The sequence below is a fragment of the Mesorhizobium sp. CNPSo 4688 genome, assembly GCF_057784295.1.
Genome location: NZ_JBWLUY010000010.1, coordinates 182,962 through 206,299, shown reverse-complemented (window position 1 = coordinate 206,299; position 23,338 = coordinate 182,962). Strand labels below are relative to the sequence as shown.

Annotated in this window: 28 protein-coding genes; 14 read left to right on the top strand and 14 right to left on the bottom strand. The window is 62.9% G+C overall.

What is annotated here, in order from left to right:
• Positions 1–25 precede the first annotated feature (25 nt).
• From AC04SH_RS20755 to AC04SH_RS20730, 6 genes are all read right to left on the bottom strand, one after another.
• A complete protein-coding gene (locus AC04SH_RS20755) occupies positions 26–268 on the bottom strand; it encodes a YMGG-like glycine zipper-containing protein (protein ID WP_488576448.1) in 243 nt (80 codons plus the stop codon).
• 83 nt (positions 269–351) lie between these two features.
• On the bottom strand, positions 352–678 hold the full coding sequence (locus AC04SH_RS20750) for a hypothetical protein (RefSeq protein WP_477235820.1): 327 nt from the start codon (positions 676–678) through the stop codon (positions 352–354).
• 69 nt (positions 679–747) lie between these two features.
• A complete protein-coding gene (locus AC04SH_RS20745; protein ID WP_488576447.1) occupies positions 748–1,008 on the bottom strand; it encodes a hypothetical protein in 261 nt (86 codons plus the stop codon).
• 188 nt (positions 1,009–1,196) lie between these two features.
• Positions 1,197–2,237 carry a sensor histidine kinase gene (locus AC04SH_RS20740; RefSeq protein WP_488576446.1) on the bottom strand — a complete coding sequence of 347 codons (1,041 nt, stop codon included), beginning with the start codon at positions 2,235–2,237 and terminating at the stop codon, positions 1,197–1,199.
• A gap of 166 nt (positions 2,238–2,403) precedes the next feature.
• Positions 2,404–2,571, bottom strand: a complete 168-nt coding sequence (locus AC04SH_RS20735) for a DUF1328 domain-containing protein (RefSeq protein WP_023670098.1) — start codon at positions 2,569–2,571, stop codon at positions 2,404–2,406.
• Positions 2,572–2,869: 298 nt separating this feature from the next.
• Positions 2,870–3,664 carry a response regulator gene (locus tag AC04SH_RS20730; protein ID WP_488576445.1) on the bottom strand — a complete coding sequence of 265 codons (795 nt, stop codon included), beginning with the start codon at positions 3,662–3,664 and terminating at the stop codon, positions 2,870–2,872.
• Positions 3,665–3,882: 218 nt separating this feature from the next.
• Here AC04SH_RS20730 and AC04SH_RS20725 point away from each other — a divergent pair, with 218 nt between their 5' ends.
• A complete protein-coding gene (locus AC04SH_RS20725) occupies positions 3,883–4,077 on the top strand; it encodes a NepR family anti-sigma factor (protein ID WP_142866552.1) in 195 nt (64 codons plus the stop codon).
• A gap of 3 nt (positions 4,078–4,080) precedes the next feature.
• Positions 4,081–4,632: a sigma-70 family RNA polymerase sigma factor gene (locus AC04SH_RS20720; RefSeq protein ID WP_023670095.1), complete on the top strand. Its 552-nt coding sequence runs from the start codon at positions 4,081–4,083 to the stop codon at positions 4,630–4,632.
• A gap of 51 nt (positions 4,633–4,683) precedes the next feature.
• Here AC04SH_RS20720 and AC04SH_RS20715 read toward each other — a convergent pair whose 3' ends face one another.
• Positions 4,684–5,061: a response regulator gene (locus tag AC04SH_RS20715; protein WP_488576444.1), complete on the bottom strand. Its 378-nt coding sequence runs from the start codon at positions 5,059–5,061 to the stop codon at positions 4,684–4,686.
• 284 nt (positions 5,062–5,345) lie between these two features.
• Between AC04SH_RS20715 and AC04SH_RS20710 the strand changes: the two genes are divergently transcribed.
• The 3 genes from AC04SH_RS20710 to AC04SH_RS20700 all read left to right on the top strand — a co-directional run bounded on the left by AC04SH_RS20710 (position 5,346) and on the right by AC04SH_RS20700 (position 7,035).
• Positions 5,346–6,107, top strand: a complete 762-nt coding sequence (locus tag AC04SH_RS20710) for a Crp/Fnr family transcriptional regulator (RefSeq protein ID WP_488576443.1) — start codon at positions 5,346–5,348, stop codon at positions 6,105–6,107.
• 127 nt (positions 6,108–6,234) lie between these two features.
• The gene (locus AC04SH_RS20705) at positions 6,235–6,561 is read left to right on the top strand and encodes an ElaB/YgaM/YqjD family protein (protein WP_488576442.1); all 327 of its coding nucleotides are present in this window, start codon (positions 6,235–6,237) and stop codon (positions 6,559–6,561) included.
• A 12-nt stretch (positions 6,562–6,573) separates the two neighbouring features.
• Positions 6,574–7,035, top strand: coding sequence for a hypothetical protein (locus AC04SH_RS20700; RefSeq protein WP_488576441.1), 462 nt, complete (start codon positions 6,574–6,576; stop codon positions 7,033–7,035).
• Between the two features lie 20 nt (positions 7,036–7,055).
• On the opposite strand, the gene AC04SH_RS20695 is transcribed toward AC04SH_RS20700, so the two are convergent.
• The gene (locus AC04SH_RS20695; protein WP_488576440.1) at positions 7,056–8,582 is read right to left on the bottom strand and encodes a sensor histidine kinase; all 1,527 of its coding nucleotides are present in this window, start codon (positions 8,580–8,582) and stop codon (positions 7,056–7,058) included.
• Positions 8,583–8,739: 157 nt separating this feature from the next.
• On the opposite strand from AC04SH_RS20695, the gene AC04SH_RS20690 reads away from it, so the two are divergent.
• A complete protein-coding gene (locus tag AC04SH_RS20690) occupies positions 8,740–8,934 on the top strand; it encodes a hypothetical protein (RefSeq protein WP_192259361.1) in 195 nt (64 codons plus the stop codon).
• Positions 8,935–8,960: 26 nt separating this feature from the next.
• On the opposite strand, the gene AC04SH_RS20685 is transcribed toward AC04SH_RS20690, so the two are convergent.
• Positions 8,961–9,881 carry a diacylglycerol/lipid kinase family protein gene (locus tag AC04SH_RS20685; RefSeq protein ID WP_488576439.1) on the bottom strand — a complete coding sequence of 307 codons (921 nt, stop codon included), beginning with the start codon at positions 9,879–9,881 and terminating at the stop codon, positions 8,961–8,963.
• A 255-nt stretch (positions 9,882–10,136) separates the two neighbouring features.
• Between AC04SH_RS20685 and AC04SH_RS20680 the strand changes: the two genes are divergently transcribed.
• Positions 10,137–11,450 (top strand): PRC-barrel domain-containing protein, encoded by a 1,314-nt coding sequence (locus AC04SH_RS20680; protein ID WP_488576438.1) that lies wholly within the window; start codon positions 10,137–10,139, stop codon positions 11,448–11,450.
• A gap of 108 nt (positions 11,451–11,558) precedes the next feature.
• Here AC04SH_RS20680 and AC04SH_RS20675 read toward each other — a convergent pair whose 3' ends face one another.
• On the bottom strand, positions 11,559–13,115 hold the full coding sequence (locus AC04SH_RS20675) for an alkaline phosphatase family protein (RefSeq protein WP_488576437.1): 1,557 nt from the start codon (positions 13,113–13,115) through the stop codon (positions 11,559–11,561).
• A 220-nt stretch (positions 13,116–13,335) separates the two neighbouring features.
• Between AC04SH_RS20675 and AC04SH_RS20670 the strand changes: the two genes are divergently transcribed.
• The 5 genes from AC04SH_RS20670 (at position 13,336) to AC04SH_RS20650 (ending at position 16,909) form a co-directional block, all read left to right on the top strand.
• On the top strand, positions 13,336–14,268 hold the full coding sequence (locus AC04SH_RS20670; RefSeq protein ID WP_488576436.1) for a VOC family protein: 933 nt from the start codon (positions 13,336–13,338) through the stop codon (positions 14,266–14,268).
• Between the two features lie 4 nt (positions 14,269–14,272).
• Positions 14,273–14,905, top strand: coding sequence for an alpha/beta hydrolase (locus tag AC04SH_RS20665; RefSeq protein ID WP_488576435.1), 633 nt, complete (start codon positions 14,273–14,275; stop codon positions 14,903–14,905).
• Entirely contained in the window at positions 14,898–15,197 is a 300-nt protein-coding gene (locus AC04SH_RS20660; RefSeq protein WP_488576434.1) for a GNAT family N-acetyltransferase, read from the top strand. The genes AC04SH_RS20665 and AC04SH_RS20660 overlap by 8 nt, the downstream gene beginning before the upstream one ends.
• Before the next feature lie 224 nt (positions 15,198–15,421).
• Positions 15,422–16,480 carry a dipeptidase gene (locus tag AC04SH_RS20655; RefSeq protein ID WP_488576433.1) on the top strand — a complete coding sequence of 353 codons (1,059 nt, stop codon included), beginning with the start codon at positions 15,422–15,424 and terminating at the stop codon, positions 16,478–16,480.
• A 12-nt stretch (positions 16,481–16,492) separates the two neighbouring features.
• Positions 16,493–16,909 carry a VOC family protein gene (locus AC04SH_RS20650; protein ID WP_488576432.1) on the top strand — a complete coding sequence of 139 codons (417 nt, stop codon included), beginning with the start codon at positions 16,493–16,495 and terminating at the stop codon, positions 16,907–16,909.
• Between the two features lie 10 nt (positions 16,910–16,919).
• On the opposite strand, the gene AC04SH_RS20645 is transcribed toward AC04SH_RS20650, so the two are convergent.
• From AC04SH_RS20645 to AC04SH_RS20630, 4 genes are read right to left on the bottom strand one after another with little or no spacing between them, the layout of a single operon-like run.
• Positions 16,920–17,171, bottom strand: a complete 252-nt coding sequence (locus tag AC04SH_RS20645; protein WP_488576431.1) for a hypothetical protein — start codon at positions 17,169–17,171, stop codon at positions 16,920–16,922.
• A gap of 2 nt (positions 17,172–17,173) precedes the next feature.
• Positions 17,174–18,433 carry an aminomethyl transferase family protein gene (locus tag AC04SH_RS20640; protein WP_488576430.1) on the bottom strand — a complete coding sequence of 420 codons (1,260 nt, stop codon included), beginning with the start codon at positions 18,431–18,433 and terminating at the stop codon, positions 17,174–17,176.
• 3 nt (positions 18,434–18,436) lie between these two features.
• Entirely contained in the window at positions 18,437–20,002 is a 1,566-nt protein-coding gene (locus AC04SH_RS20635; RefSeq protein ID WP_488576429.1) for a phytoene desaturase family protein, read from the bottom strand.
• Positions 19,989–21,608: a phytoene desaturase family protein gene (locus AC04SH_RS20630; RefSeq protein ID WP_488576428.1), complete on the bottom strand. Its 1,620-nt coding sequence runs from the start codon at positions 21,606–21,608 to the stop codon at positions 19,989–19,991. The genes AC04SH_RS20635 and AC04SH_RS20630 overlap by 14 nt, the downstream gene beginning before the upstream one ends.
• Before the next feature lie 195 nt (positions 21,609–21,803).
• Between AC04SH_RS20630 and AC04SH_RS20625 the strand changes: the two genes are divergently transcribed.
• Positions 21,804–22,604 (top strand): class I SAM-dependent methyltransferase, encoded by an 801-nt coding sequence (locus AC04SH_RS20625; RefSeq protein WP_488576427.1) that lies wholly within the window; start codon positions 21,804–21,806, stop codon positions 22,602–22,604.
• Positions 22,605–22,631: 27 nt separating this feature from the next.
• Positions 22,632–23,297 (top strand): transcriptional regulator BetI, encoded by a 666-nt coding sequence (gene betI, locus AC04SH_RS20620; protein WP_488576426.1) that lies wholly within the window; start codon positions 22,632–22,634, stop codon positions 23,295–23,297.
• Positions 23,298–23,338 lie beyond the last annotated feature (41 nt).

The window sequence follows — 23,338 nt, the reverse complement described above, 5'->3', positions numbered from 1 at the left end:
GATTGTTTGACGCTTTTGAAGCGGATCAGCAGCGAGCGGTGTAGAGCCGGCCGCGATTGTCGCGATACTGGCAATAACCATTGCGCAGGTTGCGCACCAGCAGACCGGAACCGGCACCAACGGCTGCGCCGATGAGCGCACCCTTGCCACCGCCAACCAGGCCGCCGACGCCGGCGCCAACCAACGTACCGACACCCACGTCCTGCTCGGTCGTGCTGCAGCCGCTGACGGCGACCACGGCAACCATGGCAATAATCAATTTCTGCATAGAGTCTCTCCTCACTTTCGTCCTCACTTTAATAAGCTTCAGCCGCCATTTAGCATGAAATGACGGCCTTTGCCCGCTCGATCTTATTGTTGGCTAAGATAGTCTTTTTCTGGGCGCGATACATTCGACGCGACCGTGACGTTGGAAATCTGCAAGGATGCGTCGAGCGAACCGTCCGGGCGCACGTTCCAGACGATCTGGTCGTAGTCGTCCTCGAGTGCCGGGTCGACGGCAAGACATTTGGAAACGACGTGCTCAGCCTGGCCCTGCACGTCGCCCATGGCGAAAGGCCGCTCGGCGGTGCATGCGTCCGCAGTCTCGAACACGCTGACCGGCACCGGCAGTTCGCGGCATTCGGTCATGCTGTTTGAACAGCCGATAACCAGAAGCAAAGCGGCGATGTGTTCCACGGCGAAAGATCCTCTCGCCATAAGAACGGTCAACAGTCGTCAAAGTTCCTGTGATGCAAGCTGGGGAGGTTAATAATCGGCTTGGCCAGGAGCCAGACCAGCCTTCAGCCTAGCCAGATTTGGGAGCAGCGTGAACCCGAAGCGAACGTGGCTCAGCCCCAGCTGCGACGCCACGATCAGAACGATGGCGGCGACGAGCGCGACAGCGGCGAAGCGAAGCAAGGGATGCCAGGCGTGCGGCGCCGGCGAGGCGGATGCATCAGGATCCTGAAAGCCGCTCATCGAAACGCGGGCGGCCTGCTCCAGCCTGTTCATATCGGCAACCGTCAAGATCCATTCCTCCCATAGTTGGGTCGCAAGCCACGGCCGAAGCGTCGGTTGAATCGGTCAAGAGCCGGCAATCTCTGGGAGCCTCAGCATCAGACTTTATGGTGAACAGCCGGTTAAGGGATCCGGCGCTCTGGGCTCTCTGTTTGACGCAATTCGGGACGGAATTGCTCTGAGGCAAATCCGGCCGCTCACTCGGTTTCGAAATTGCCGTGCGGAACGAGAAGCCGATATTCGAGGCGGTCGCCGGTGATTTCCAGCGTCGCCGTGCCGTTCAGCGATACCGGCACAACGCGTTCGAGAGCAACGCTGCCGAAGCGTTTCTCGGTGCGCCTGTTGTCATTGGCGACAATAGCCTCGACCCAGGTCAGCGACAAAGCCGGCTTATCAGCGGCCTCCGTGACGCTCGACAGATTGGCGGTTACCTCGACGAAGCCATCCGGCCGCGCCAAGGCGCCGTAACTGAATGAATTGACTGCGAGCTCGTGCATGGCCAGGCCGATATGAAGAGCAGCGTTGGGATTGAGGTAGGGATTGACGCCATTGAAGCGCAGGCTCTGCGCGGGATCGGCGCCATAGCGCACGACCTGGCCACGGACTAGTTCGCGCAGCGCGGCACCTCGCCAGTTCGATGACGTCACCAGATCCTGGGAGGAGGCGAGTGACTGCAACCGGCCGCGAAAGCGCGTCAGGAAATCGTCCGATGTCTCGGAATAGCGGCCGGTCTGTGTGGCAATGCTCTGGATAATGGCCAACAGGTTCTTGGAGCGGTGGCTGACCTCGCGCAGCAGCGTCTTCAACGTCTGTTCGCGGCGTTTCTGCTCGGTTGTCTCGACCATTGTGGTGACAACGCCCTGAACATCGCCACCATCGCCGCGATCGGCATCGACCCAGACCTGGAACCAGCGGATGCCTTCGGCCGTGGGAACGTTGAGCTCGAGGTGTTCGGGATTGCCGGAAGCTATGACATGGCGTTTGGCGGCATCGATGTGTTCGGCCTGCGCCGGCGGCAGTATGCCGTTGCTGTCCGCGGTGTCGGAAGCCCATGGCTCACGCATGTTGCGCGCCCACACGGTCTTCATCTCACGGTCCTGGTACAGAACGGAAATGCCGGCATTGTGCAGAGCGTGGAGCAAGGCACGGCCGAGCTGCATGCCGCTTTCAGCGGGATGCAGGGCGATGACTTCGTCATTCTGCCCGCTTTCGCCTGTCTCTCCGCTTCTGGAACGCATCAGTCACCTGTCCACCCCTCCAGCTGAACGATTCACGCTGAAATCAGTTCCTGAAATAAGCCCCCAAAACAGGTCCGCCGGACGATGTCCCTTGAAGGACACCGCCCGGCGGTGGCTGGAAACCGTTTGAGGGGTGCGGCTTCCAGTGTTGGCTCGCTACCGGGTCTTACGACGCCCGCCTGAACAGGCCGGCCAGAAGCGAGATGACCAGGAAGGCGAGAAAGATGAAGAACAGGATTTGCGCAATGCCGGCCGAGGTGCCGGCGATACCGCCGAAACCAAGCGCGCCGGCGATGATCGCCACGACCAGAAATACGAGCGCCCAGTAGAGCATGATCTGTCTCCTTCCGATGCTGAGATAAAAACGTGGGTGGTAGGTGTTTGTTCCACCATTTGCCGAAAAAGACAGGCTTTGGAAGAGGCCCGGACGCGAATTGATTCGGGCACGCGAGCGCAACCATGAAAGCGCGGCATGGAGCGACCGACAACTGGCGATCAACGCCGCGAGATGCGGCGAACGTTGGAGATTGTGCCAGAGCCGTTCACCGTTTCACGGAAACGGCGACCGCTCTATCTCTCTGTTTTTCGCAATTCCGGACGGAAAACCGCTTCACACTTTTCCTGGAATTGCTTTAAGCGGCGGCCTTGGCTTGCCGGTCAAAGAACAGCGCCTGGCTGATCAGCGCCTTGACCATGTCAGGGTTGAACGGCTTGGTGACGAGGAAAGCGGGTTCGGGCCGCTCGCCGGTCAGCAGACGCTCAGGGAAGGCGGTGATGAAGATCACCGGCACCGAGGTCGACGACAGGATTTCGTTGACGGCATCGATGCCCGAGCTGCCGTCGGCAAGCTGGATGTCGGCCAGCACCATCTTCGGCCTTGTCTTGCCGAACATCGCCACCGCCTCGGCATGGGTCCGGGCGGTGCCGACGACACGGTGGCCGAGGCTCTCGACCATTTCCTCGATGTCCATGGCGATCAGCGGCTCGTCCTCGATGATCAGCACGTCGGTCGCCACCTGGCGGGAGATCTCGTTGCTCGCCTGGGCCAGCAGTTCGGAGAATTCCCTGTCGTCGACATCGAGAATTTCAGCTGCCTCGTCCTCGCTAAAGCCTTCGACGGCGACCAGCAGGAAGGCCTGGCGTGGCCGTGGCGCAATGGCGTTCAGATTGGCGGCGGCGCGCTGCTCCCATGCCGATTGCGCATGCTCCTGCGGAACGCGGATGGCAATGGAGGTGAACAATTTTGCGAAAACCTTGTAGATCGCGATGCGGTCGTTCGACGCTTCGGGGAAGATGTCGACGTCGGCGATGATGGCTTCGAGCATCGCGGCGACCAGCGCATCGCCACTCTCCTGCGATCCCGAAACGGCGCGCGAGAAGCGGCGCAGGAACGGCAGGTGCGGAGCAATGGTTGCGGAAAGGCTCATGATAGACGTCTCCCTCAGATGACGTAATTGCATAGATTCCAGGTCAAGCTGATTGCAAGCCCCGGCAAACAACGCGGGTTTTATGAAAAAGTTCCGAGGGTTGTGGAACGAATCTCCAAGGACGACGTTTGTGGTGCGATGGGCAACCAGACGAGGGGGCCGCTTTGTGTTGTGTGATAGGGCGGCTAGAGCGCTGGAATTAAGGGCGAAATGAGGACATGAATAAAGAAACACTGGCTGGCGCCGCTGACAGGCGCCGGGCCAATTCCGGTGACCCGCTCGGGGCGAATTCGGAAATCGGCCGCAAACTCAAACAATATTATGACGAGCTGGTCTCCGACAATGTGCCGGATCGCTTCGCCCAGTTGCTCAGGCAACTGGAACAGGCCGAACCCGCACAGAAGAAGGACTGAGGCATGGCAGCTGTCTCACAAGGGTTCAAGACCGATCTGCTCGGCTCGATCCCGAGCCTACGGGCCTTTGCCGTGTCGCTGACGCAGAATGCCGACAAGGCCGACGATCTGGTGCAGGAGACGCTGGTCAAGGCCTGGGACAAGCATGAGAGCTTCCAGCCGGGCACCAATCTCAAGGCATGGCTGTTCACCATCCTGCGCAACGAGTTCTATTCGCAGATGCGCAAGCGCGGCCGCGAGGTGCAGGACAGCGACGGCATCATGACCGCCAGGCTCGCGGTTCATCCGGCCCAGCACGGCCAGCTCGACCTCAAGGATTTCCGCGGCGCGCTCGAGCAACTGCCCGAGGACCAGCGCGAAGCCATCATCCTCATCGGCGCTTCCGGCTTTTCCTATGAGGAGGCCGCCGAGATTTGCGGCTGCGCGGTCGGAACCATCAAGAGCCGGGTCAGTCGGGCCCGCACGCGGTTGCAGGAGATTCTGAAAATCTCCGGCGAAGACGAATACGGGCCCGACGCCATCTCGTCCCAGGTCACGGGCTCAAACGCCGCCTGAGAGTGGAGGCCGTTTGCGCGCTCGGGCTCTCAAGTACCGATCGAAGGCATTTCAGACTGGCGCGCGGCCGCAGGCCACCGCCAGCGCCTCGACGAGATCGTCTCCCGAATATGGCTTGGTTACCAGTCGCACGCCGGGGAAAGACGCCCTGATCTCGTCCGCGTCCGAATAGCCGGAGGCAAAGACGAAGGGCATGCCCGCCTGACGCAGTTGCGCGGCGAAGTCGAGCGTCGACGTCCCACTCAGCATCAGGTCGACGATAACGCCGTCGAACCTGTCGGCGACCGTCTGCTCGTCGATCTCTGCCAGGTCGCGGGCAATCACCACGTCGCCGGCGCCATGGTCGCGGCAAAGCTGCTCGACATCCATGGCGATCAGGAATTCATCCTCTAGGACAAGAATTCGCAATCCCTCGAGCAATGGCGGCACCTCGCAATGTCTCCTTAATTCTTGCGGCATCAGGGTTCAGGGCTCCAAATCAAATCCGCATCGGACCGGAGGCCCGTCGGTAGCTTTTATCCGAATTCGCTCGCCGGATCTGCTCCAACGTCAGGCGGGTTTCGACTTCACCTCACTGGAGCGCAGCGAGTCATGATCGCTATTTGCTATCCTGTCATTTAAAAAAGACATGCTCTTCGCCGGCGGCGGAACCGGGCTCTAGCAAAGGCGTTGCACTCAGTCTCTGTCAATGAGGCTTTCGAAGAGGGGTCGAAATGTCTGGCCAGAATGGTCGTTCTTTTTCCAGCCGCCAATATCCGTGCGAGAAGTGCCCACTGCGGCCATTGCAGGTGTTCCGGGACTTCGAGAAGCAGGAGCTCGACTTCGTCAGCAAGTTCAAGAAGGGCGAACTGGCCGTCGACAAGGGCGCAACGGTGCTGGTCGAAGGCAGCCACAGCGCTCATCTCTATACGGTGCTTTCGGGCTGGGCCTTCCGCTACAAATTGCTGTCGGACGGCAGGCGCCAGATTCTCAACTATTCGATGCCCGGCGATCTCATCGGCCTGCAAGGCAGCGTGATGGGTGAAATGCAGCACTCGATCGAGGCGCTGTCGCCGATGCTGTTGTGCGTCTTCGAGCGCGAAAACCTTCACGAGCTCTACCGCAACCATCCGGGCCTAGCCTACGACATCACCTGGCTGGCATCGCGCGAGGAGCGCATGCTGGACGAGAATTTGCTCAGCATCGGCAGGCGCACGGCGCTCGAGCGCACCGCCTATCTCATCGCTTTCATCGCCAGCCGCGCGGCGATAGTCGGGCTCAACGGCAAGGCGCCGGTGCAAATCCCGATCACGCAGCAACACGTCGCCGATACGCTCGGCCTGTCTCTGGTCCACACCAACAAGACGATCCGCAAGCTGATCGACCGCAAGCTGATCGTCTGGCGCGACGGCGGTTGCGAAGTGGTCGACCGGGAGGCGCTGAAGGACCTCGCACGCTGGGAGGGCTTAAGCGAGGGTCGCCGGCCGCTGATCTGAAAGGGAAACGCGTCCCTCCGGGCTGGACTCGCACAGGCAAACACCCTTTCATGGATATGGTCTCCGATTTCGGAACCTTGGAGTGTGTGGGGCGTTTGAAACCAAGCAAACGCAAGGAGTTATGGGAATGGCAACTGCCACAGGAAAAACCGCTGGTGAAACCCAGGCGAACGTCGACCTCGAAGCCGATATCCGGCAGTTGAAGGCCGATATCGAAAAGCTGACCAAGCAATTGGCCAAGACCGGCGAGCATGGCTACGGGACGGCCCGCCGCGCCGCCGCCGAAGGCGTCGAGCAGCTGCGCGCCCAAGGCGAAGCCGCCTTTGACAGCCTGCGCGGCAACGCCAAGGACCTCGAGGCCCAGATCACCGCCAATGTGCGCGAAAAGCCGGTGACGTCGCTGGCCATCGCAGCCGGCGTCGGCTTCCTGTTCGCGCTTCTCGCCCGGCGCTAGTTCTCCATAGACATGGGGACGCTGGCATCGCTGATCTCGGCCTTGGCCTCGGGTGAGGCCATTGCCGCCATGCGCCGCGCGCGCACGGCGGCAATCGTCTATGGGCTCGCCGCGGTTGCGGCTCTGTGCGGGCTCGGATTTCTCCTGGGGGCGGCCTATATCTGGGCCGCCGACAGCTATGGGTCGATGGCGGCCTGCTTGGGCTTCGCGGCCGGCTTCCTGGTGCTTGCCGGGCTCATCCTGCTCATCCATCAACTGGCGGCCGGCGCGCGCGCCCGTAGACGCGCGCGAAGGCGCAATGCCGACCTCAAGGCACTCGGCATCGCGGCGGCCCTTGCCGTATTGCCGTCGCTGCTCAAGGGGAAAGGCGGCAAGGAACTTGTCCTTGGACCGATCATCGCGCTGGTGGCCTATGCCATCTACAAGGAAAACGTCAAACCGCGGCCGGGCGATCCGGACGACGAGGCCGAGTAGGCCCGAACTCCCCCGACGCTTCAGCTCGGCAAATCTTCCAGCGGCATCGATATTTCCGCGAACACACCTTCCCGACGGAACTCGTGCACAACCTCGCTGGACAAGACCTTGGCGAGGCTGCGGCGGATCAGGATCGAGCCGAATCCCTGGCGTTCCGGCGGCTGGACCTGCGGCCCACCGCTTTCGCGCCAGGTCAGCACCAGGCGGCGTGCGCCCTTCTTGCCCAGCGCCTTCCAGTCGACACCGACCTTTCCCGAGCCCACCGACAGCGATCCGTATTGCAGCGCGTTGCTGGCCAGTTCGTGCATGATCAGGCCGAGCCCCACCGCCTGGTCGGGCGAAAGCAGCAGATCCGGGCCGGAAATCGCGATGCGCGGCTGTTCGGTTGAATCGAACGGTTTGACCTCGATCTGCATCAGTTCGCGAATGCCGATGCCGCGCCATTCGCGATCGGACAAGAGGTTATGGGCAGCACCGAGCGCCTGCAGCCTGGCGCCGAAGGCTTCGAGGAATTCGCTTGGGCGGCGGGCATGGCGAACGGTCTGCGTCGCCAGTGCCTGCACCGTCGCCAACGTGTTCTTGACCCGGTGGTTGAGCTCGCGCAACAACAACCTTTGCCGCTCCTCACCGAGCTTGCGTTCCGATATGTCGTAGTTGACGCCGAAGATCAGCGTCGGTTTGCCTTCGCCGTCGCGCTCGATGACGCGGCCGCGGGTGGCTATCCAGCGCGGCGGATCGAAGCCCTTGACCCGGTATTCGCCGAAATAATCGTCGCTGCCGGTCAGGGCGTCGCGAAAGCGCGTCTCGGTCTGGTATACGTCGCGCGGGTCGATGGCGCCCAATATGTCGCGCGCCCGCAACCGGTTCGAGCGCGGCAGATTGAACAGTTCCGACAGGCGCACATCGCATTCGATCATGTCGGTGCGGATATCCCAGGCCCAGCTGGCAAGCGAGGCGGCATCGAGCGCGATGGCGCGGCGCTTTTCCTCCTGCGCCAAAGCTGCGGCGGCGATGGCGCCGCTGCGGGTGGCGTTTTTGAGCGTAAACAGGCTGGCGGCGAGACTGGCCAACGCCTTCAGTTGATCGAGTGCGGCAGGGGACGGAAAGTCATGCGGTTCCCGGTCGAGTACACATACGGTGCCAATGCGCGCACCGGCCACCACCATGGGCGCGCCGACATAGAACCGCAGATGATGCTTACCGGTCACGAGCGGATTGGCGGCGAAGCGGGGATCGATGCTGGCATCGGTCACCACCATAGGCTCGTCGCCGGCGGCAATCGCGTGCGCGCAAAACGAGATGTCGGTGGCAGTCTCGGTCTCGTCCAGACCGACACAGGACTTGAACCATTGTCGTTCGGTATCGAGCAACGTGACCAAGGCGATTGGCGCCTGCATCACGGCGGCGGCAAGACCGGTGATGTGATCGAAGTCGGGATCGGAGGCCGTGTCGATCGCGTCGAGCCCGTGCAGCATGGCAAGCCGCTCCGGCGCCGCCACGGCGCGTCGAACGTCGGCCGGCAGACCCTTCTCCACCTTCTTATCCACCAAGTCCCCTCGCTTGCAGGTCCCATCCGCAGTGCCGCGCGTTGCGCGCTGCCGTCGGGACCCGGAACTTTTGTAGCAAGCAATCGTTACCCGACCATGTTTCGCCAGACATGGCTTTGTCCGCCACGCCTGCAGTCGCATGATAGGAACGCCGCCAATGACCAAGATCATCCCTGAGAACAAGGCCCGCCAGGGGCGCTGGGGTTGGCATGGGCTGCGCATCCTGATCGCAGCGCTGCTGTTGGCCTTCATCGCCTGGGGCATCGCCGAAATCTATGGCGAAAAGATCGACAACAGCGCGCCCGCCAACCAGAGCGCGCCCGCCAGTCAGAGCCAGCCGGCCGGCGGCTAAAGCGCTCGTCGTCTTCGGCGCTCGCATCAGGCGGCCTTTGCCTGCGCAGCGCGCGCCGGCACCAGCACGTTCAAAGCGCCGGGATGGATTTTGAATGTCGTTTCGCGCTCCAGCTTGACCAGTTCGCCGTCGATGACGGCGCCGAACTTCTTGCTTCCGGTGTGGATTTTCACGACTGCCTTGTCGGCCTGATGGATTTCGACATGGTCGCTGTCGCGCCACCTGCCGCGCGCCATGTCGAAGAGGGCCCTGGCGAGTTCGCCGCGCCGCCGTGCCACGGTGACATAGATGCCGAGCACGCCGCCGGCAGGATTGTCGGCATAGGGCAGGTGACCCTCGCCGAACAGGTTGTTGGAGATGCCGATGCCGCTGATGCGGGTCACGATCTCGGCGTCGCCGACCGTCAACGTCACCTTCATGGCGGGCGGATTGTTGATCGTCGTCCAGGCGGCCTTTGCCGAAGCACGGATCTTTCCCAGTCGCGAGGCGAACTCCATGGAGTCGCGCAGCCTCACCATCCTGGCGTGCAGGCCGATGGAGAACTGATGCACGAAAGGTCGGCCATTGGCGCTGGCGACGTCGATCGCGATGACCTCGCCATCGGCAAAGGAGGTCAGGGCTCCGTCGAGGGTCTGCGGAATGCCGAGGCCGCGGGCGAACAGGTTCATGGTCCCGGCTGGCAGGACAGCCAGCGTCTTCTTCGTGTTCATCAGCCGCGCCGCCGCGGCCGAAATGGTGCCGTCGCCGCCACCGGCCAGAACCACATCGATGCCGCGCCGCGAGGCGACCTTGTCGAGTGCCGCGACAATGTCCTTGCCTTCGACGATGTCGATATCGACAGTGTGGCCAGCCGCCTCAAGCGTCTGGCGCATCCGGTCCGAAAAAGCGGAAACATCGGTCGTCCGCAAGGTGCCGCCGTCCCGGTTCAGCACCGCCGCAAATCGCATGCCCGCTCCGTATCCATTTTAGCGGCTGGAATGCCCAGCCGCAGGCTGAAACGGCGAAGCCTTACAAAGGTTCCATCGGCCGCCGGAAATGTCGGGCGATTCCACGGACTTGCCCGAGGTATCCCGATGCCCCCGTTTTTTCGGAACAAGCGCCTTGTCACGACGTTGTGAACGCATTGGAGGCGCCGCTTTCGGCCTCCCGGCGACGGTTTGCCGGTGCGGCGCGCACGAGATCACGCAAGAGGAGACTTAATCATGATCCGCACTCTTTTCGCGACGACCGCGCTTGCAACGCTGATCGCCACCGGTGCATTTGCGCAGTCAACGACAACCCCGGCGACAACCCCGGCACCGGCTGAAGCGCCTGCCACCATCGCGCCGGCAGCGCAGCGGGCCGATGGCGCCCTGATGACCAATATCATCGGCGAATCCGTCTACAACGGCACTGCCGATGACGCGCAAAAAATAGGCGACGTCGGCGATGTCGTCTTCGATGAAAATGGCCAGGCGAAATCCGCCATCATCGGCGTCGGCGGCTTTCTCGGCATAGGCAGCAAGAATGTCGCTTTCGACTACGGCAAGCTCAAATGGGTCGAAAAGAATGGCGACCGCTGGCTGGTTGCCGAGACGAGCAAGGAAGCGCTCACTGCGCTGCCGGACTTCGACCGCAAACCTTATGATCCGGCGCCGGCGCCCGCCACTACGGACAGCGCGCAGAATGATCCGCAGAAGCCTGTCGATCTGAACGCCGCGCCGTCAGAGCCGGTGGTGAAACGCGCCGACGGCAATCTCGCCACCAACATCATCGGCGAGAGCGTCTATAACGGCACCGCCGACGATGCCCAGAATATCGGCGACGTCAACGACATCGTACTGACCAAGGAGGGCAAGGCGCAATCACTGGTGATTGGCGTCGGTGGCTTCCTCGGCCTGGGTGAAAAGAATGTCACCTATGATTTCGCCAAGGCCGAGTGGGCGCAGAAGAACGGCGATCGCTGGCTGGTGGCGCACACCACGAAGGAGGAACTGCAGGCACAGCCTGATTTCGACCGTAAGGTCTATGATCCGGTGCCGGTGACGACGATGTCCGACGCCGGGACGCCCGCTGCCCCTGCAGCCACCGCTCCGGCTGACACGGCTGCGCCGATGGACAAGACGGCCGAGGCTCCGGCGGCCGAGTCGCCTGATGTGAAGGCCACGGACCCGACGCAGACGGCAGCGATCGACAAATCGACGCTGACCGAAATGCCGGTCGGTGAAATCAGGGGCGACGATCTGAAAGGCACGACCGTCTATGGCGCCAACGACGCCAAGGTCGGCGAGATCGGCGACGTCGTGCTGGCACCCGACAGCAAGCCGGATGCGGTGATTGTCGATGTCGGCGGTTTCCTCGGCATCGGCGCCAAGGAGGTTGCGGTCGGCATGGACAAGCTCAAATTCATGACCGACAAGGACGGCAAGAAGTATCTCTACACCAACTTCACCAAGGAGCAGCTGCAGGCGCAGGCTGCCTACGACAAGGGCAGCTATGCGGAGAAGCGCGATCAGCAGCGGATGATGATGCAGTAAAGGAAAGGAGTAGGGCAGTAAGGCAATAGGGATAAAAATTAGGGAGCGCGACAGCACCGCCTATCCCATAATTTTCCTACTGCCCTACTGCCCTACTGCCCTACTGCCCTACCGCCCTACTGCCCTACCCACATATCCAGCCACCCCATCCGCGGTCAGCTCCGCCAGCGCGAGAGACTGGTCGAGATGTTCGGCGCGCCAGGCAAGCAGACGCTCGGCAAATTCAAGCCGCACGCTGAGATAGGTCGGGTCGGTGGCGACATTGGCCAGCTCGCCCGGATCCTTTTTCAGATCGAACAGTAAGGGCGGCAAACCACCACCGAAATGCACATATTTGAAGTCTTCCGTGCGGATGACGGCGAGGTTGCACTGGCGCGAGGCGATGCCGAAATGCCGTTCGGCTTCACCCTCGGCAATCGAGCGGAAATCGAACTCCCAATGCGCCGCGTCACGCCAATCCTTGGGCGGTTGACATTCCAGGAACGGTTTCAGCGAGCGGCCGTCGAGAGGCGGCTGGGCGTCGGCATCCAGCAGATCGAGCAAGGTCGGGAAGATGTCGACGGCCTCGGTGAAGCGATCGACGGTCGAGCCCGCCGCCTTGCCGCGGCGCGGGTCGCGGACGATCAGCGGGATGTGATAGCTGCCGTCAAAGAAACCGCCTTTGCCGAGCATGAAATGGTCGCCCATCATCTCTGCGTGGTCCGATGTCAGGATGACGATCGTCTCGTCCCAGGCTCCCGCCGCCTTGATCGCCTGCCAGATGCGGCCAAGCTGCGCGTCGACCTCCGAGATCATGCCGTAATAGATCGCGCGGATGGCGCGGATGTTGTCGTCCCCCCAGTCGCGCACCTTGCCGTCCGTGCCGGGGCGGAAGTTCTTACGCTTTTGCCGGCCGAGATCGTAGGCCAGATAGGGATGGCTTTGCGCCTCCGCCTGCCAGCTTTCGCCACGAGGGAAGGCCGGGCCGTCCGTGGGATCATACAGCGTGTTGTAAGGTGCCGGCACGATGAAGGGCGGATGCGGGCTGATGAAGGACACATGCGCGAACCAGGGCGCATCCTGTTCGCCCAGCCAGCGGATGAATTCGCCGGCGAGGAAAGCCGTCGGCGTCTCGTCCCTGGAATAGACCGGCGGCGCATTGGTCACGGCGTCGCCGGCCTCCTCGCCCACGCGGCGGTGAATGCCGGGAGAGCCGGCACTGGTGTCGAGCCCGCGCGCCTTCAGCCATGACAGCCACGGTTTCTGATGCTCGGGCAGGAACTGGCGCACGCTGAAGCCGGGCAGGACGCCCTCATAGGTTTTCTGCCGGGGATCGCCCGGCGCCAACGTGCGCGGATCGGACGAGACGTCGGTGTAGCCAAACAGCGTCGGATCGTAACCGAGGGCGCGGGCCGAAAGCGCGATGTTGCCGTGACGGGTGTCGAGTGGCGTGCCATTGCGGCAGACGCGGTTGTTCATCTGGTAGAGGCCGGTGTAGAGGCAGGCTCGCGCCGGAGAGCAGGGCGCCGCGCCGCCGTAATGCCGCTTGAAAAGGACGCCCTCGGCGGCCAGCGCGTCGGCGTTGGGTGTCTTCACCGTGGGATGGCCGGCAGCCGACAGGCAGTCGCCGCGCCACTGGTCGCAAGAGATCAGGAGGATATTCGGGCGTCTGCTTTTCGCGGCCAATGGATGTATCCTGTCACGTCGGGAAGACGTTCAATGAACCGGATTCTGGTGGTGGCGCAAGCCTGCCAGTCCCATTGAAATGGTGAACGAAAATTTTCTGCTGTTCACGATTAGGATACAGTCCATTCTGAGTTTGCCGCCTTTGCCACTGCCGGGCGACCCCTCATATAGGCGTGGACAGCGGCGAGGGCCGCACAAACACCAGGGAAGGAGCAAGACAATGCTCGACCAGATCAAGGGCCTGCATCACGTAACCTCGATGGCCGGCGATGCGCGCCAGAACAATGATTTCTTTACACACAAGCTCGGTCTGCGCCGGGTCAAGAAGACCGTCAACTTTGACGCGCCTGATGTCTATCACCTCTACTATGGCGACGAGCACGGCACGCCGGGCTCGGTGATGACCTATTTTCCGTTTCCAGACATTGCCAGGGGCCGCCACGGCGTCGGCGAGGTCGGCACCACGGCCTATTCCGTGCCGGCGGGCACGCTCGGCTATTGGGAAAAGCGCTTTGCCGATGAAGGCGTTACGGGTGTCTCACGCGAGGAGACGTTCGGCGAGAAGCGGCTGGCCTTCGCCGGTCCCGATGGCGATGGCTTCGCGCTGGTCGAAGACAAGGCCGACAGCCGCGCGCCGTGGTTGAAGGGCGGTGTTCCCGCCGACGAAGCGATCCGCGGCTTTCATTCGGTGTCGCTGCGCCTCAAGGATGGCGGCGCCACCGAGGAGCTGTTGAAATTCATGGGTTACGAGGAGGTCGACAAATCCGGCAATGTCAGCCGTCTCGCCATTAAGAACGGCAACGGCGCCGACGTCGTCGACATCGAATCGCTGCCGACGGCTGGCTTCGCCAATCTCGGCGCCGGCTCGGTCCATCATGTCGCCTTCGCGGTGGAGAACCGCGCCAAGCAGCTCGAAGTGCGCAAGGCGCTCATCGATACGGGCTACGGCGTGACACCGGTGATCGACCGCGACTATTTCTGGGCGATCTACTTCCGCACGCCGGGCGGGGTACTGTTCGAAGTCGCCACCAATGAGCCGGGCTTCGACCGCGACGAGGACACCGCCCATCTCGGCGAGGCGCTGAAGCTGCCGACGCAGCACCAGCATCTCAGGCCCTATCTCGAAGAACATCTGCAGAAGCTGGAAGGCTGAGACAATGAGCAAGGACGCTTACATCCATAAGGCGCTGCCGGGTTCGCCCGGCGGCCCGCTGCTCTTCGTCTTCCACGGCACCGGGGCGGACGAAAGCCAGCTGCTATCGCTGGGGCGCGACCTCGCGCCTCGGGCGACCATCGTGTCGCCGCGCGGCGATGTCTCTGAATATGGGGCGGCGCGTTTCTTCCGCCGCACCGGCGAGGGCGTCTACGACATGGACGACCTTGGCCGGGCGACCGCAAAGATGGCCGGCTTCATCAAGGCGCAGATCGCGGCGGCAAAGCCGTCATCGGTGCTCGGTCTCGGCTATTCCAATGGCGCCAACATCCTGGCTTCCGTCATGTTCGCTGCGCCTGATCTGTTCGATGCGGCGGTGCTGATGCACCCGTTGATCCCATTCGAACCTGAGGTGAAAGGCAGCCTTGCCGGCCGTCGTATTCTGGTGACCGCCGGCAAGCGCGACCCGATCTGCCCGCCCGATCTGACGTCGCGGCTGGAAGCCTATTTGCGCGCCGATGGCGCCGATGTCACAGTGGAATGGCACGGTGGCGGCCACGAGGTGCAGCCAAACGAGATCGAAGCGGCAAGGCGGCTTTTTGCTGCCGCGCCGGTTGAAGGAGCAAGCAATGCCTGACCAATTGCCTGAAATCGAACTGGAGGACCGCGGCTCGAAGGGCCGCTATGTTCTGCGCGGATCGGGCGGCGCCGAGGCGGAGATGACCTTCACCAAGATCGGCGAGCACCAGATCATCATCGACCACACCGAAGTGCCGGACGTGTTTCGCGGCCAGGGTGCCGGGCTTCGGCTCGTCACCCGCGCCGTCGAGGATGCGCGCGCAGCGGGCAAGAAGATCATCCCGCTCTGCCCCTTCGCCAATGCCCAGTTCCGCCGCCACCCGGAATGGGCCGATGTGCTGAAGCAATAGGGTGAGCAGCCGGTTCGCGAAGCGAATTCATCGTGCCGGTGGCACGATGAAAGGCCGGCGAACGCCGGGACGCTGCGTAGCAGCGGGGACCCGGCAGGTGGATCGGAGCCGCTCAGCCACAAGAGCGAACACGTCTCTGGCATTTGCGCAGTTTGGCCTTCTTGCCTAAGTACACAGTTCGCTGCGGTTCGTCCGCTCCTGCCAACTGACCGAATGGCTTCCTGATGACCGAATCCGATCTCGTACCCGTCTTCGACGGCCACAACGACACGCTGCTGCGACTTTACCAGTCGAAGGACACGGATGTCGAAAAGCTGTTCATCGAGGGGACGCAGGGCGGCCATATCGATCTGCCGCGCGCCAAGAAGGGTGGCTTTGCCGGCGGCATGTTCGCGATCTTCCCGCCGCCGGTCGAGAAGGCCAAGCGCCCAGCGGTGCCGCCGGCGCCGAGCGACAACGAGCCGTTGCCGCCGGAGCTGCCGCGCGCTGACGCGCTGACGTCCACCATTGGCATGGCTTCGATCCTGTTTCGGCTGGAGCGGGCGGGAGCGCTGACCGTCTGCCGCAGCGCTGGTGACATTCGCGCGGCGATGGCGAAAGATTCGATCGCGGCGGTGTTCCACATCGAAGGCGTCGAGGCGATAGACCCCGAGCTCACGCTGCTCGACGTGCTCTATGAAGCCGGCCTGCGCTCGCTCGGCATTGTCTGGAGCCGGCCCAACGCCTTCGGCCATGGCGTGCCGTTCCGCTTTCCGTCGTCGCCCGACACTGGTCCGGGACTGACCGACGCCGGCAAGGCACTGGTCAAGGCCTGCAATCAGCTGAAGATCATGATCGACCTCTCGCATCTCAACGAGAAAGGCTTTCGCGATGTCGCAGCCCTCAGCGACGCACCGCTGGTCGCCACGCATTCGAACGTGCATGCGCTCTGCACCCATTCGCGCAATCTGACCGACTGGCAGCTCGGCGCCATCCGCGAGACCGGCGGCATGGTCGGGCTGAATTTCGCCACCGGCTTCCTGCGCGAGGACGGGCGGATGAATTCCGACACCAGCCTCGACATCATGGTGCGGCATGTCGACTCGCTGCTGCAGGCGCTGGGCGAGGATGGCGTCGGCCTTGGTTCGGATTTCGACGGCGCCATGATCCCGGCGGTCATCGGCGACGTCGCCGGCCTGCCGAAGCTGATAGATGCGCTCGCCGCGCGCGGTTTCGGGCGCGCGCTGATCGAGAAGATCGCCTATCGGAACTGGCTGAGCGTGCTGGAAAGAACCATAGGGTGAAGTGGGTGCGCCATGCTCACATATGTCTACTTCGGAACAAATGACCTGAAGCGGGCCACAGTGTTCTATGATGCCGCGCTAGCGCCGCTGGGCATGGAACGCTGCATCACCGGCGATCCCGACTGGGACAGCACTTCCGCTGGATGGGGCACCTACGAGGACGGCGGTGTGCGCGAACTGGCGTTCTGGATCGGAAAGCCATTCGACCAACAGGCAGCGACAACAGGAAATGGCAGCATGGTCGCGTTCAGAGCGCGATCATGGAAACAGGTCGACGACTTTTATGTTGCGGCCATCGCCAATGGAGGACGCTGCGAAGGTCCCCCAGGCCTACGATTGCACTACAGTCCGGACTTCTATGCAGCGTATGTGCGCGATCCAGACGGCAACAAGCTCGCCGCAGTCTGTCGCGGCGTGCAGGCGCCCTGACGCGCGGTGCTTATTCAAAACCCACACGCTTCAGCCAGTCCCTGCCGGTGCCGCGATCCCGGATGATGGTCAGTGGGTTCTCCGAATCCAGCCGCGCGCAGATGCGGTAGACCTCGAGCGTTTCGGCGCTCATCTCGCCGCGCTTGTAGAAGTACATGGCGGCGGCATAGCGTGTGCGGCCCGACCATTTTTCGCCCAGCGGCGTGTTCACCAGCTGCCACTGTTCGGCGGCTTCCGCCGCATCATCGGGTTCGTCAGCCATGGTCAGAAGTCCGCAGGTGGATTGGCGGTGCGGCGGTCAAGCTTGATGAACGACCGCGCCACCACCTTGGCCCGCTTCATCAGCTTTTGGTACTGCAGCTCGCGCATGGCGTAGATCTCGACCCAGAGGTCTTCCACCATCGTATCACCGTAGGGCCGCGCCAGTGAGGCGATGGCGATGTTGCGCTTGGCCATCGGCGACCACATGGCGGCGCTGACCAGACCGACCTCCTGATGCTTCTTGTGGTAGACGATGGCGTGTTCGGCCGGGATATTGCCCTCGATCTCCAGCCCGACCAGCACATGGCGCAGCTTGCGCTTGGCGCGGGCTTCCAGGATGGCGCGGCGGCCGTTGAAATGGCCCTTCTCCAAATCGATCATGAAGCCGAGGCCGATCTCGTCCGGCATGCGCAGACGATCGGCGCGGATGGCATGCTCGGCGGTGGTGAAATCGGCATTGGCGACGATCAGCCCTGCCTCGAGGCGGGCGCGGTTGAGCGCGGTATAGCCGATGGCGCGGATGCCGCGCAGTTCGCCTGCCGCCATCAACCGGTCCCACAGGCTCAGCGCCTTGTCCGCCGGTACGAATAGTTCGTAGCCGAGATCGCCGGTAAAGCCGGTGCGGGAAATGGTGACGGTGCCGCCATCATGCGGAAACTCGGCGAGGTCGAATATCTTGAGTTTCTCGACACCGGCAAAGCCGGCATCGCGCAGCACGGCGAAGGAGGTCGGGCCTTGCAGGGCAAGACCGGCAACGGCTTCGGTCTCTTCCTCGGTCGTCACGTCGAAGCCGATCGCGCTGTCGAGCAGCCAGGGGAGGTGCCGTTCCTGCGAGCACAGGCGGAAGCGGGTCGGCGACAGCCGGAACAAAGTGCCGTCGTCGAGCACAAAACCTTCGTCGTCGCACCAGGCGGTGTAATGGACGCGGCCGGGTTTCAGCTTGGTGACATCGCGCAGCGTGACGCGATCAAGGAAGGCTTCGGCGTCAGGCCCCTCTATGCGGTATTTCGTCATCGGCGAGATGTCGAACAAAGCCGCCTGGCTGCGAATGGCGAAATATTCGAGCTCCTCATCCCACAGCGAATGCGGCGCGCGGTAGCCGGCCCAATTGTACCAGTCCTGTGTCCTGGCCAGCGCGTCGATACGCGGCTGGAACGGCGTGCCGAGACGCAGGTTGCGGAAATGCGACTGCGCGGCGGTGCGGGCAGAGGTGGCTGCATCGGCGGTTTTTGAGACGGGCTTCTTCCTTGTTGCTTGCGCCATGATCTAGCCCTTCATCGCAATAATGCGCTTCGCGGCATTCAAGCCCGGCGCACCTGAAACACCGCCACCGGGATGCGAGCCGGCGCCGGCGAGGAACAGCCCTTCCACCGGTGTGTCGTAGCCCGACCAGCCGGAGACCGGTCGCGACATCAGCATCTGATCGGCCTGCAATTCGCCATGGTGCCAATGGCCGCCAGGCATGCGGTTGCGCGCCTCTATGTCGGCCGGTGTCAAAAGCTCGGCGTGCAGGACGGATTTGCCGATGCCTGGCGCATAAGGCTCGAGCTGCGCCATGACAGCCCTAAGGAATTTTGGTTTGCCGGCGTCCCAACCTTCTTTCAGCGCATAGGGCGCGTATTGCACCACCGCCGAGAGCACGCAGGCGCCAGCAGGTGCGAGCGACGGGTCGGAGAGCGAGGGCAGAGTGATTTCCATCACCGGTTCGGCTGAGAACTCACCGTATTTCGACGGGTTGAAGGCGCGTTCGACATGGTCGGGCGAGGGCGCGATGACCAGGCGGCCTTTGTGGCTGGCGGCGTCGACCCCGGAAAATTGCGGCGGCCGGTCGAGCGCCAGATGGAGCTTGGCCGCATCGCCCTTCATGCGGATGTTCTTCACCTTGCGCACAAAGCCGGTGTCGATATCGCGCGGCCCGACGAGGTCGAGCATGGTGGTGGCGGGATTGATGGCGGAGACGATGGTTCTGGCGTGCAGCATCTCGCCGCTGTCCAGCGCGATGCCGACAGCGCGCCCTTTCTCGACGATGATCTTGGCCACCGGCGCTGCCGTGCGGATGGTGGCGCCGGCTTTCTCCGCCGCAGACCTGATGGCGGTGATGACCGCGCCCATGCCGCCCTTCGGCAGCATCTGCGCGCCGGCCGCACCGTCGGTCTCGCCTGCCAGCCTATAGTAGAGGCCGAGCAGCGAGGTCGGCGATCGCGGGCCGAGATGGCTGCCTAGCGTCGCATCAAACGCAAGCAGGCCCTTCAGCCTGATATCGGCTAGCTGCTCATCGAGCAGGTCGGCGACGTTCATCAGGAGCACGCGCAGGAAATCGCGCATGTCTTCCTTGCCGAGTTTTTTCAACGCCAAGGCTGTCTGGCCTAGTGCTGCGGTTTCAAGCAGCGACATGCCGCTGAGATCCGGCGGGCGTCGCGACAGGAATGGTTTCAAGATGCCGGCATAGCGCAACAGCTGCGCGCGCAATTCTTTCCAGGCGGATTGCTCGGACGGGGTGGAGCCTGTCAGTACCTCACCATAGGCGCCATGCAAGATCAGCGGCGGGCCGTCCTTCGACAATGCAACGGACGGCATGAAGTCGGTGCGTGCGATTTGCAGCCCTTGCTTTTCCAGCTCCAGCGTCTTCACCACATCGGGATGCAGGCGGTTGAGCACATGGGCGATCGAGGATACGCGAAAGCCCGGCGCAAACTCCTCGGTGCGCGCGGCGCCGCCGACTTCGGCCGCGGCTTCCAGCACCAGCACCTTGCGGCCGGCCTTCGCCAGCGCGGCGGCAGCGACAAGGCCGTTATGGCCGCCGCCGATGACGATTGCATCAAATGACGTCATGGGCCGGGCTCATATGCGAGGTTGACTTGGCGAGGTCGCGCAGGATTTCAGCTGCCGCATTGCGGCCGGGTGCACCCATGACGCCGCCGCCGGGATGGGTCGAGGAGCCGCACATATAGAGCCCGCCAATCGGCGAGCGATACTGCGCGTAACCTGGCACCGGGCGGTTGAACAGCAACTGGTCGAAGGTCAGTTCGCCCTGGAAAATGTTGCCTTCGGTGAGACCGACCTCGGCCTCGATCTCTCGCGGCGTGCGCACCTCCATGTGCACGATGCGATCGCGGAAGCCGGGCGAGTATTCAGCGATCTGCGAAACCACGCTTTCCGCAAAGCCGTCACGGTCGGCATCGGTCCAGTCTTGGCCGTTCACCTTGGGCGGCGCGTATTGCACGAAGCAGCTCATGAAGTGCTTGCCGGGTGGCGCCATGGTCGGGTCGAGCGTCGTCGGGATGACCATGTCGAGGAACGGATCGGCCGACCAGCGCCCGGCCTTCCAGTCGTCATAGGCGCGCTCCATGCGCTCCATCGAATCGGTGAAATGCATGTCGCCGCGATAGACCGGCGAATCCTTCGGCAAAGCCGGAAATTCCGGCAGCGAATCCAGCGCAATGTTGACCTTGCCGGACGAGCCGCGGATCTTGAAGTTCTTCACCCGGCGCAGGAAAATGTCGGGCAGTTCCTTCTCCTCGACCAGGTTCAGGAAGGTGCGTTTGACGTCGGCGTTGGAGACGACGAGCTTGCCGTAAATCTCCTCGCCGCCGGCCAGCACCACGCCCTTCGCCTTGCCCCTGCCGACCAGCACATGGTCAACCTCGGCGCCGGTGCGGATGGTGCCTCCGCTGGCCTTGAACGAGGCGGCGAGCGCCTTGGTGACGGCGCCCATGCCGCCGCGCGCATAGCCCCAGGCGCCGACCGAGCCGTCGACCTCGCCCATATAGTGATGCAGCAGCACGTAAGCCGTGCCGGGCGACATCGGCCCGAGCGCGGTGCCAATGATACCGGACAGAGCGAAGTTCGCCTTGATGACGTCGGTCTCGAAATATTCGTCGAGGAATTCCGAGATCGACATGGTCCAGAAGCGCAGCGTCAGCGCCATTTCCTCGGCCGACAGGCCGGCGAACTTCTTGCCGAGATAGAGAAGTTCGCCGAGGTCGCGCGGCTTGAGGCTGGTCGGGTCGGGCGCGGTGCGCATCAGCAGCGGCTGGATGAAGCGGCACTGCCGGGTCACGTCGCGGGAATAGCGGTCATAGGCTTCGGCGTCGCGCTTGGAGAAGCGGGCAAATTCGCGCCGATGCGCATCATGGTCGCGGTAATTGGCGAGGTAGTCGCCGTCGCGGGTGAACACCGCGCCGCCCTCATAGGAGATGACCTGCAGGCCGAAACGCGGCAGTTCGAGGTCGCGCATGATCTCGGGGCGAAACAGCGAGCAGACATAGGAGCAGTTGGAGTAGAGGAAACCCGGCGTCAGCTCGCGGCTGGTGGCGGCGCCGCCGACCCAGTCGTTCTTCTCCACCACCAGCACGTCGAGCCCGGCGCGCTGCAGGTAGCAGGCGTTGACCAGGCCATTGTGTCCGCCGCCGATGATGATCGCATCCCAAGCTTTCATTCAGTGTTCCCTTGCGATCCGCGTTCATTTTTGCGCGATCTCGTTCCCGAATGCGCGGAATTTGGCATGGCAGCCGCCATTTTGTCCAGCCATATTGAATGAATGTTCAACAAATGGTCTTGCGTTTTCTCTGGTATGCGCTACGCTTTGCCGGCAATCGAACGTGTTGAATTCGGATGACGGGACCGAGGTTCGATGATCGAAGCAGCAGATGCCGAGCCGGAATATGACGACACCGCCATCCGTTTCCTCGAGGCACTGTGGGGCGAGGGTTATCTGTCGCCGGGCGGACCTGATGAGGTCGACCGGGTGATCGAAGGGCTCTCGCTGAAGGGCAAGACCATCCTCGATATTGGCTGCGGCTCAGGCGGCATCGCGCTGCATCTGGTCGAACGCCACGGTGCCGCCCACGCCACCGGCTTCGACATCGAGCGTCCGGTGATCGAGGCGGCCAGGAAGCGCGCTGCCGCGCGCCAGTTTTCGGACCGAACCAGTTTCGTCCAGGCGCCGCCGGGGTCGCTGCCTTTCACCGATGGCTCGTTCGATGTCGTCTTCTCCAAGGATGCGCTGTTGCATGTGTCCGACAAGGACGCGCTGTTTGCCGAGATTTTCCGCGTCCTGAAACCGGGCGGCGTCTTTGCCGCCTCCGATTGGTTGATTGGCCATGACGGAGAGCCGTCATCGGAGATGAAGGCCTATGTCGCGGCTGAAGGCCTGTCGTTCGCCATGGCGTCGCCGGCGCGCTATGCGCAAGCGATGCAGCGCGCCGGCTTTGCCGATGTCGCGGTCAAGGATCGCAATCCCTGGTATCGCGAGGTCGCGCGCGGCGAGCTGGAAAGGCTGAAAGGCCCGCTCTACGGGACCGTGGCGGCCGCGGTCGGGGCCGCCTATGTCGACAAGAACATACGGACCTGGGAAGCCATGCAGAAGGTGCTTGACAGTGGCGAGCACCGTCCCACTCATCTTCGCGGGTGGAAGCCGGCTATGGTGGGATAGCCGGCAATGTGGAGCATGACGGCACCGATGAAAGCTGCAGCGCGCGAAGAGCGGTCCCCCGACACGTCCGGAAAAACCGAACCGGAAAAACGCGGCCGCAAGGCGTCGAAGGAGGTCAGGCAGCAGCAACTGATCGAGGCGACCATCGATTCGCTGGCCAAGCGCGGCTACGCCGAGACAACAATGGCCGATGTCGCCGATGGCGCTGGCCTGTCGCGCGGCATCGTCAACTTTCATTTCGAGAGCAAGGAAAAGCTGCTGATCGCCACGCTGCAGTATATGTATGACGAGTATTCGGCACATTGGCGTGCTGCCCTGCAGAAAGCCGGTGATGATCCGGCCCGCCAATTGCAGGTGCTGGTTTGGGCCGACTTCGACCGCTCGATCTGCAACAAGCGCAAGCTCGCCGCCTGGCTCGCTTTCTGGGGCGAGGCCAAGTCACGGCCGGTCTATCAGGCGCTGAGCAGTTCTCGCGACGCTTACTACCAGCAGGTCTTCATCGATCTTTGCGCGACGCTCAAACAGAGCGGCGGCTACGGCTATGAGCCGCAGGTGATGGCGCTGGCGCTGTCGGCCATGCTGGAAGGCTTGTGGCTGCGGCTGATGATGGGAACCGAGGACACCACGCGCGAGACCGCCCTGCAGGCGGCGAATGCGTTCCTCGCGGCGGCATTTCCCAAGCACTACGGATAACCGGAAGCCGGCCAGTCGAGCCGGCGGGCGCAACGACAAGA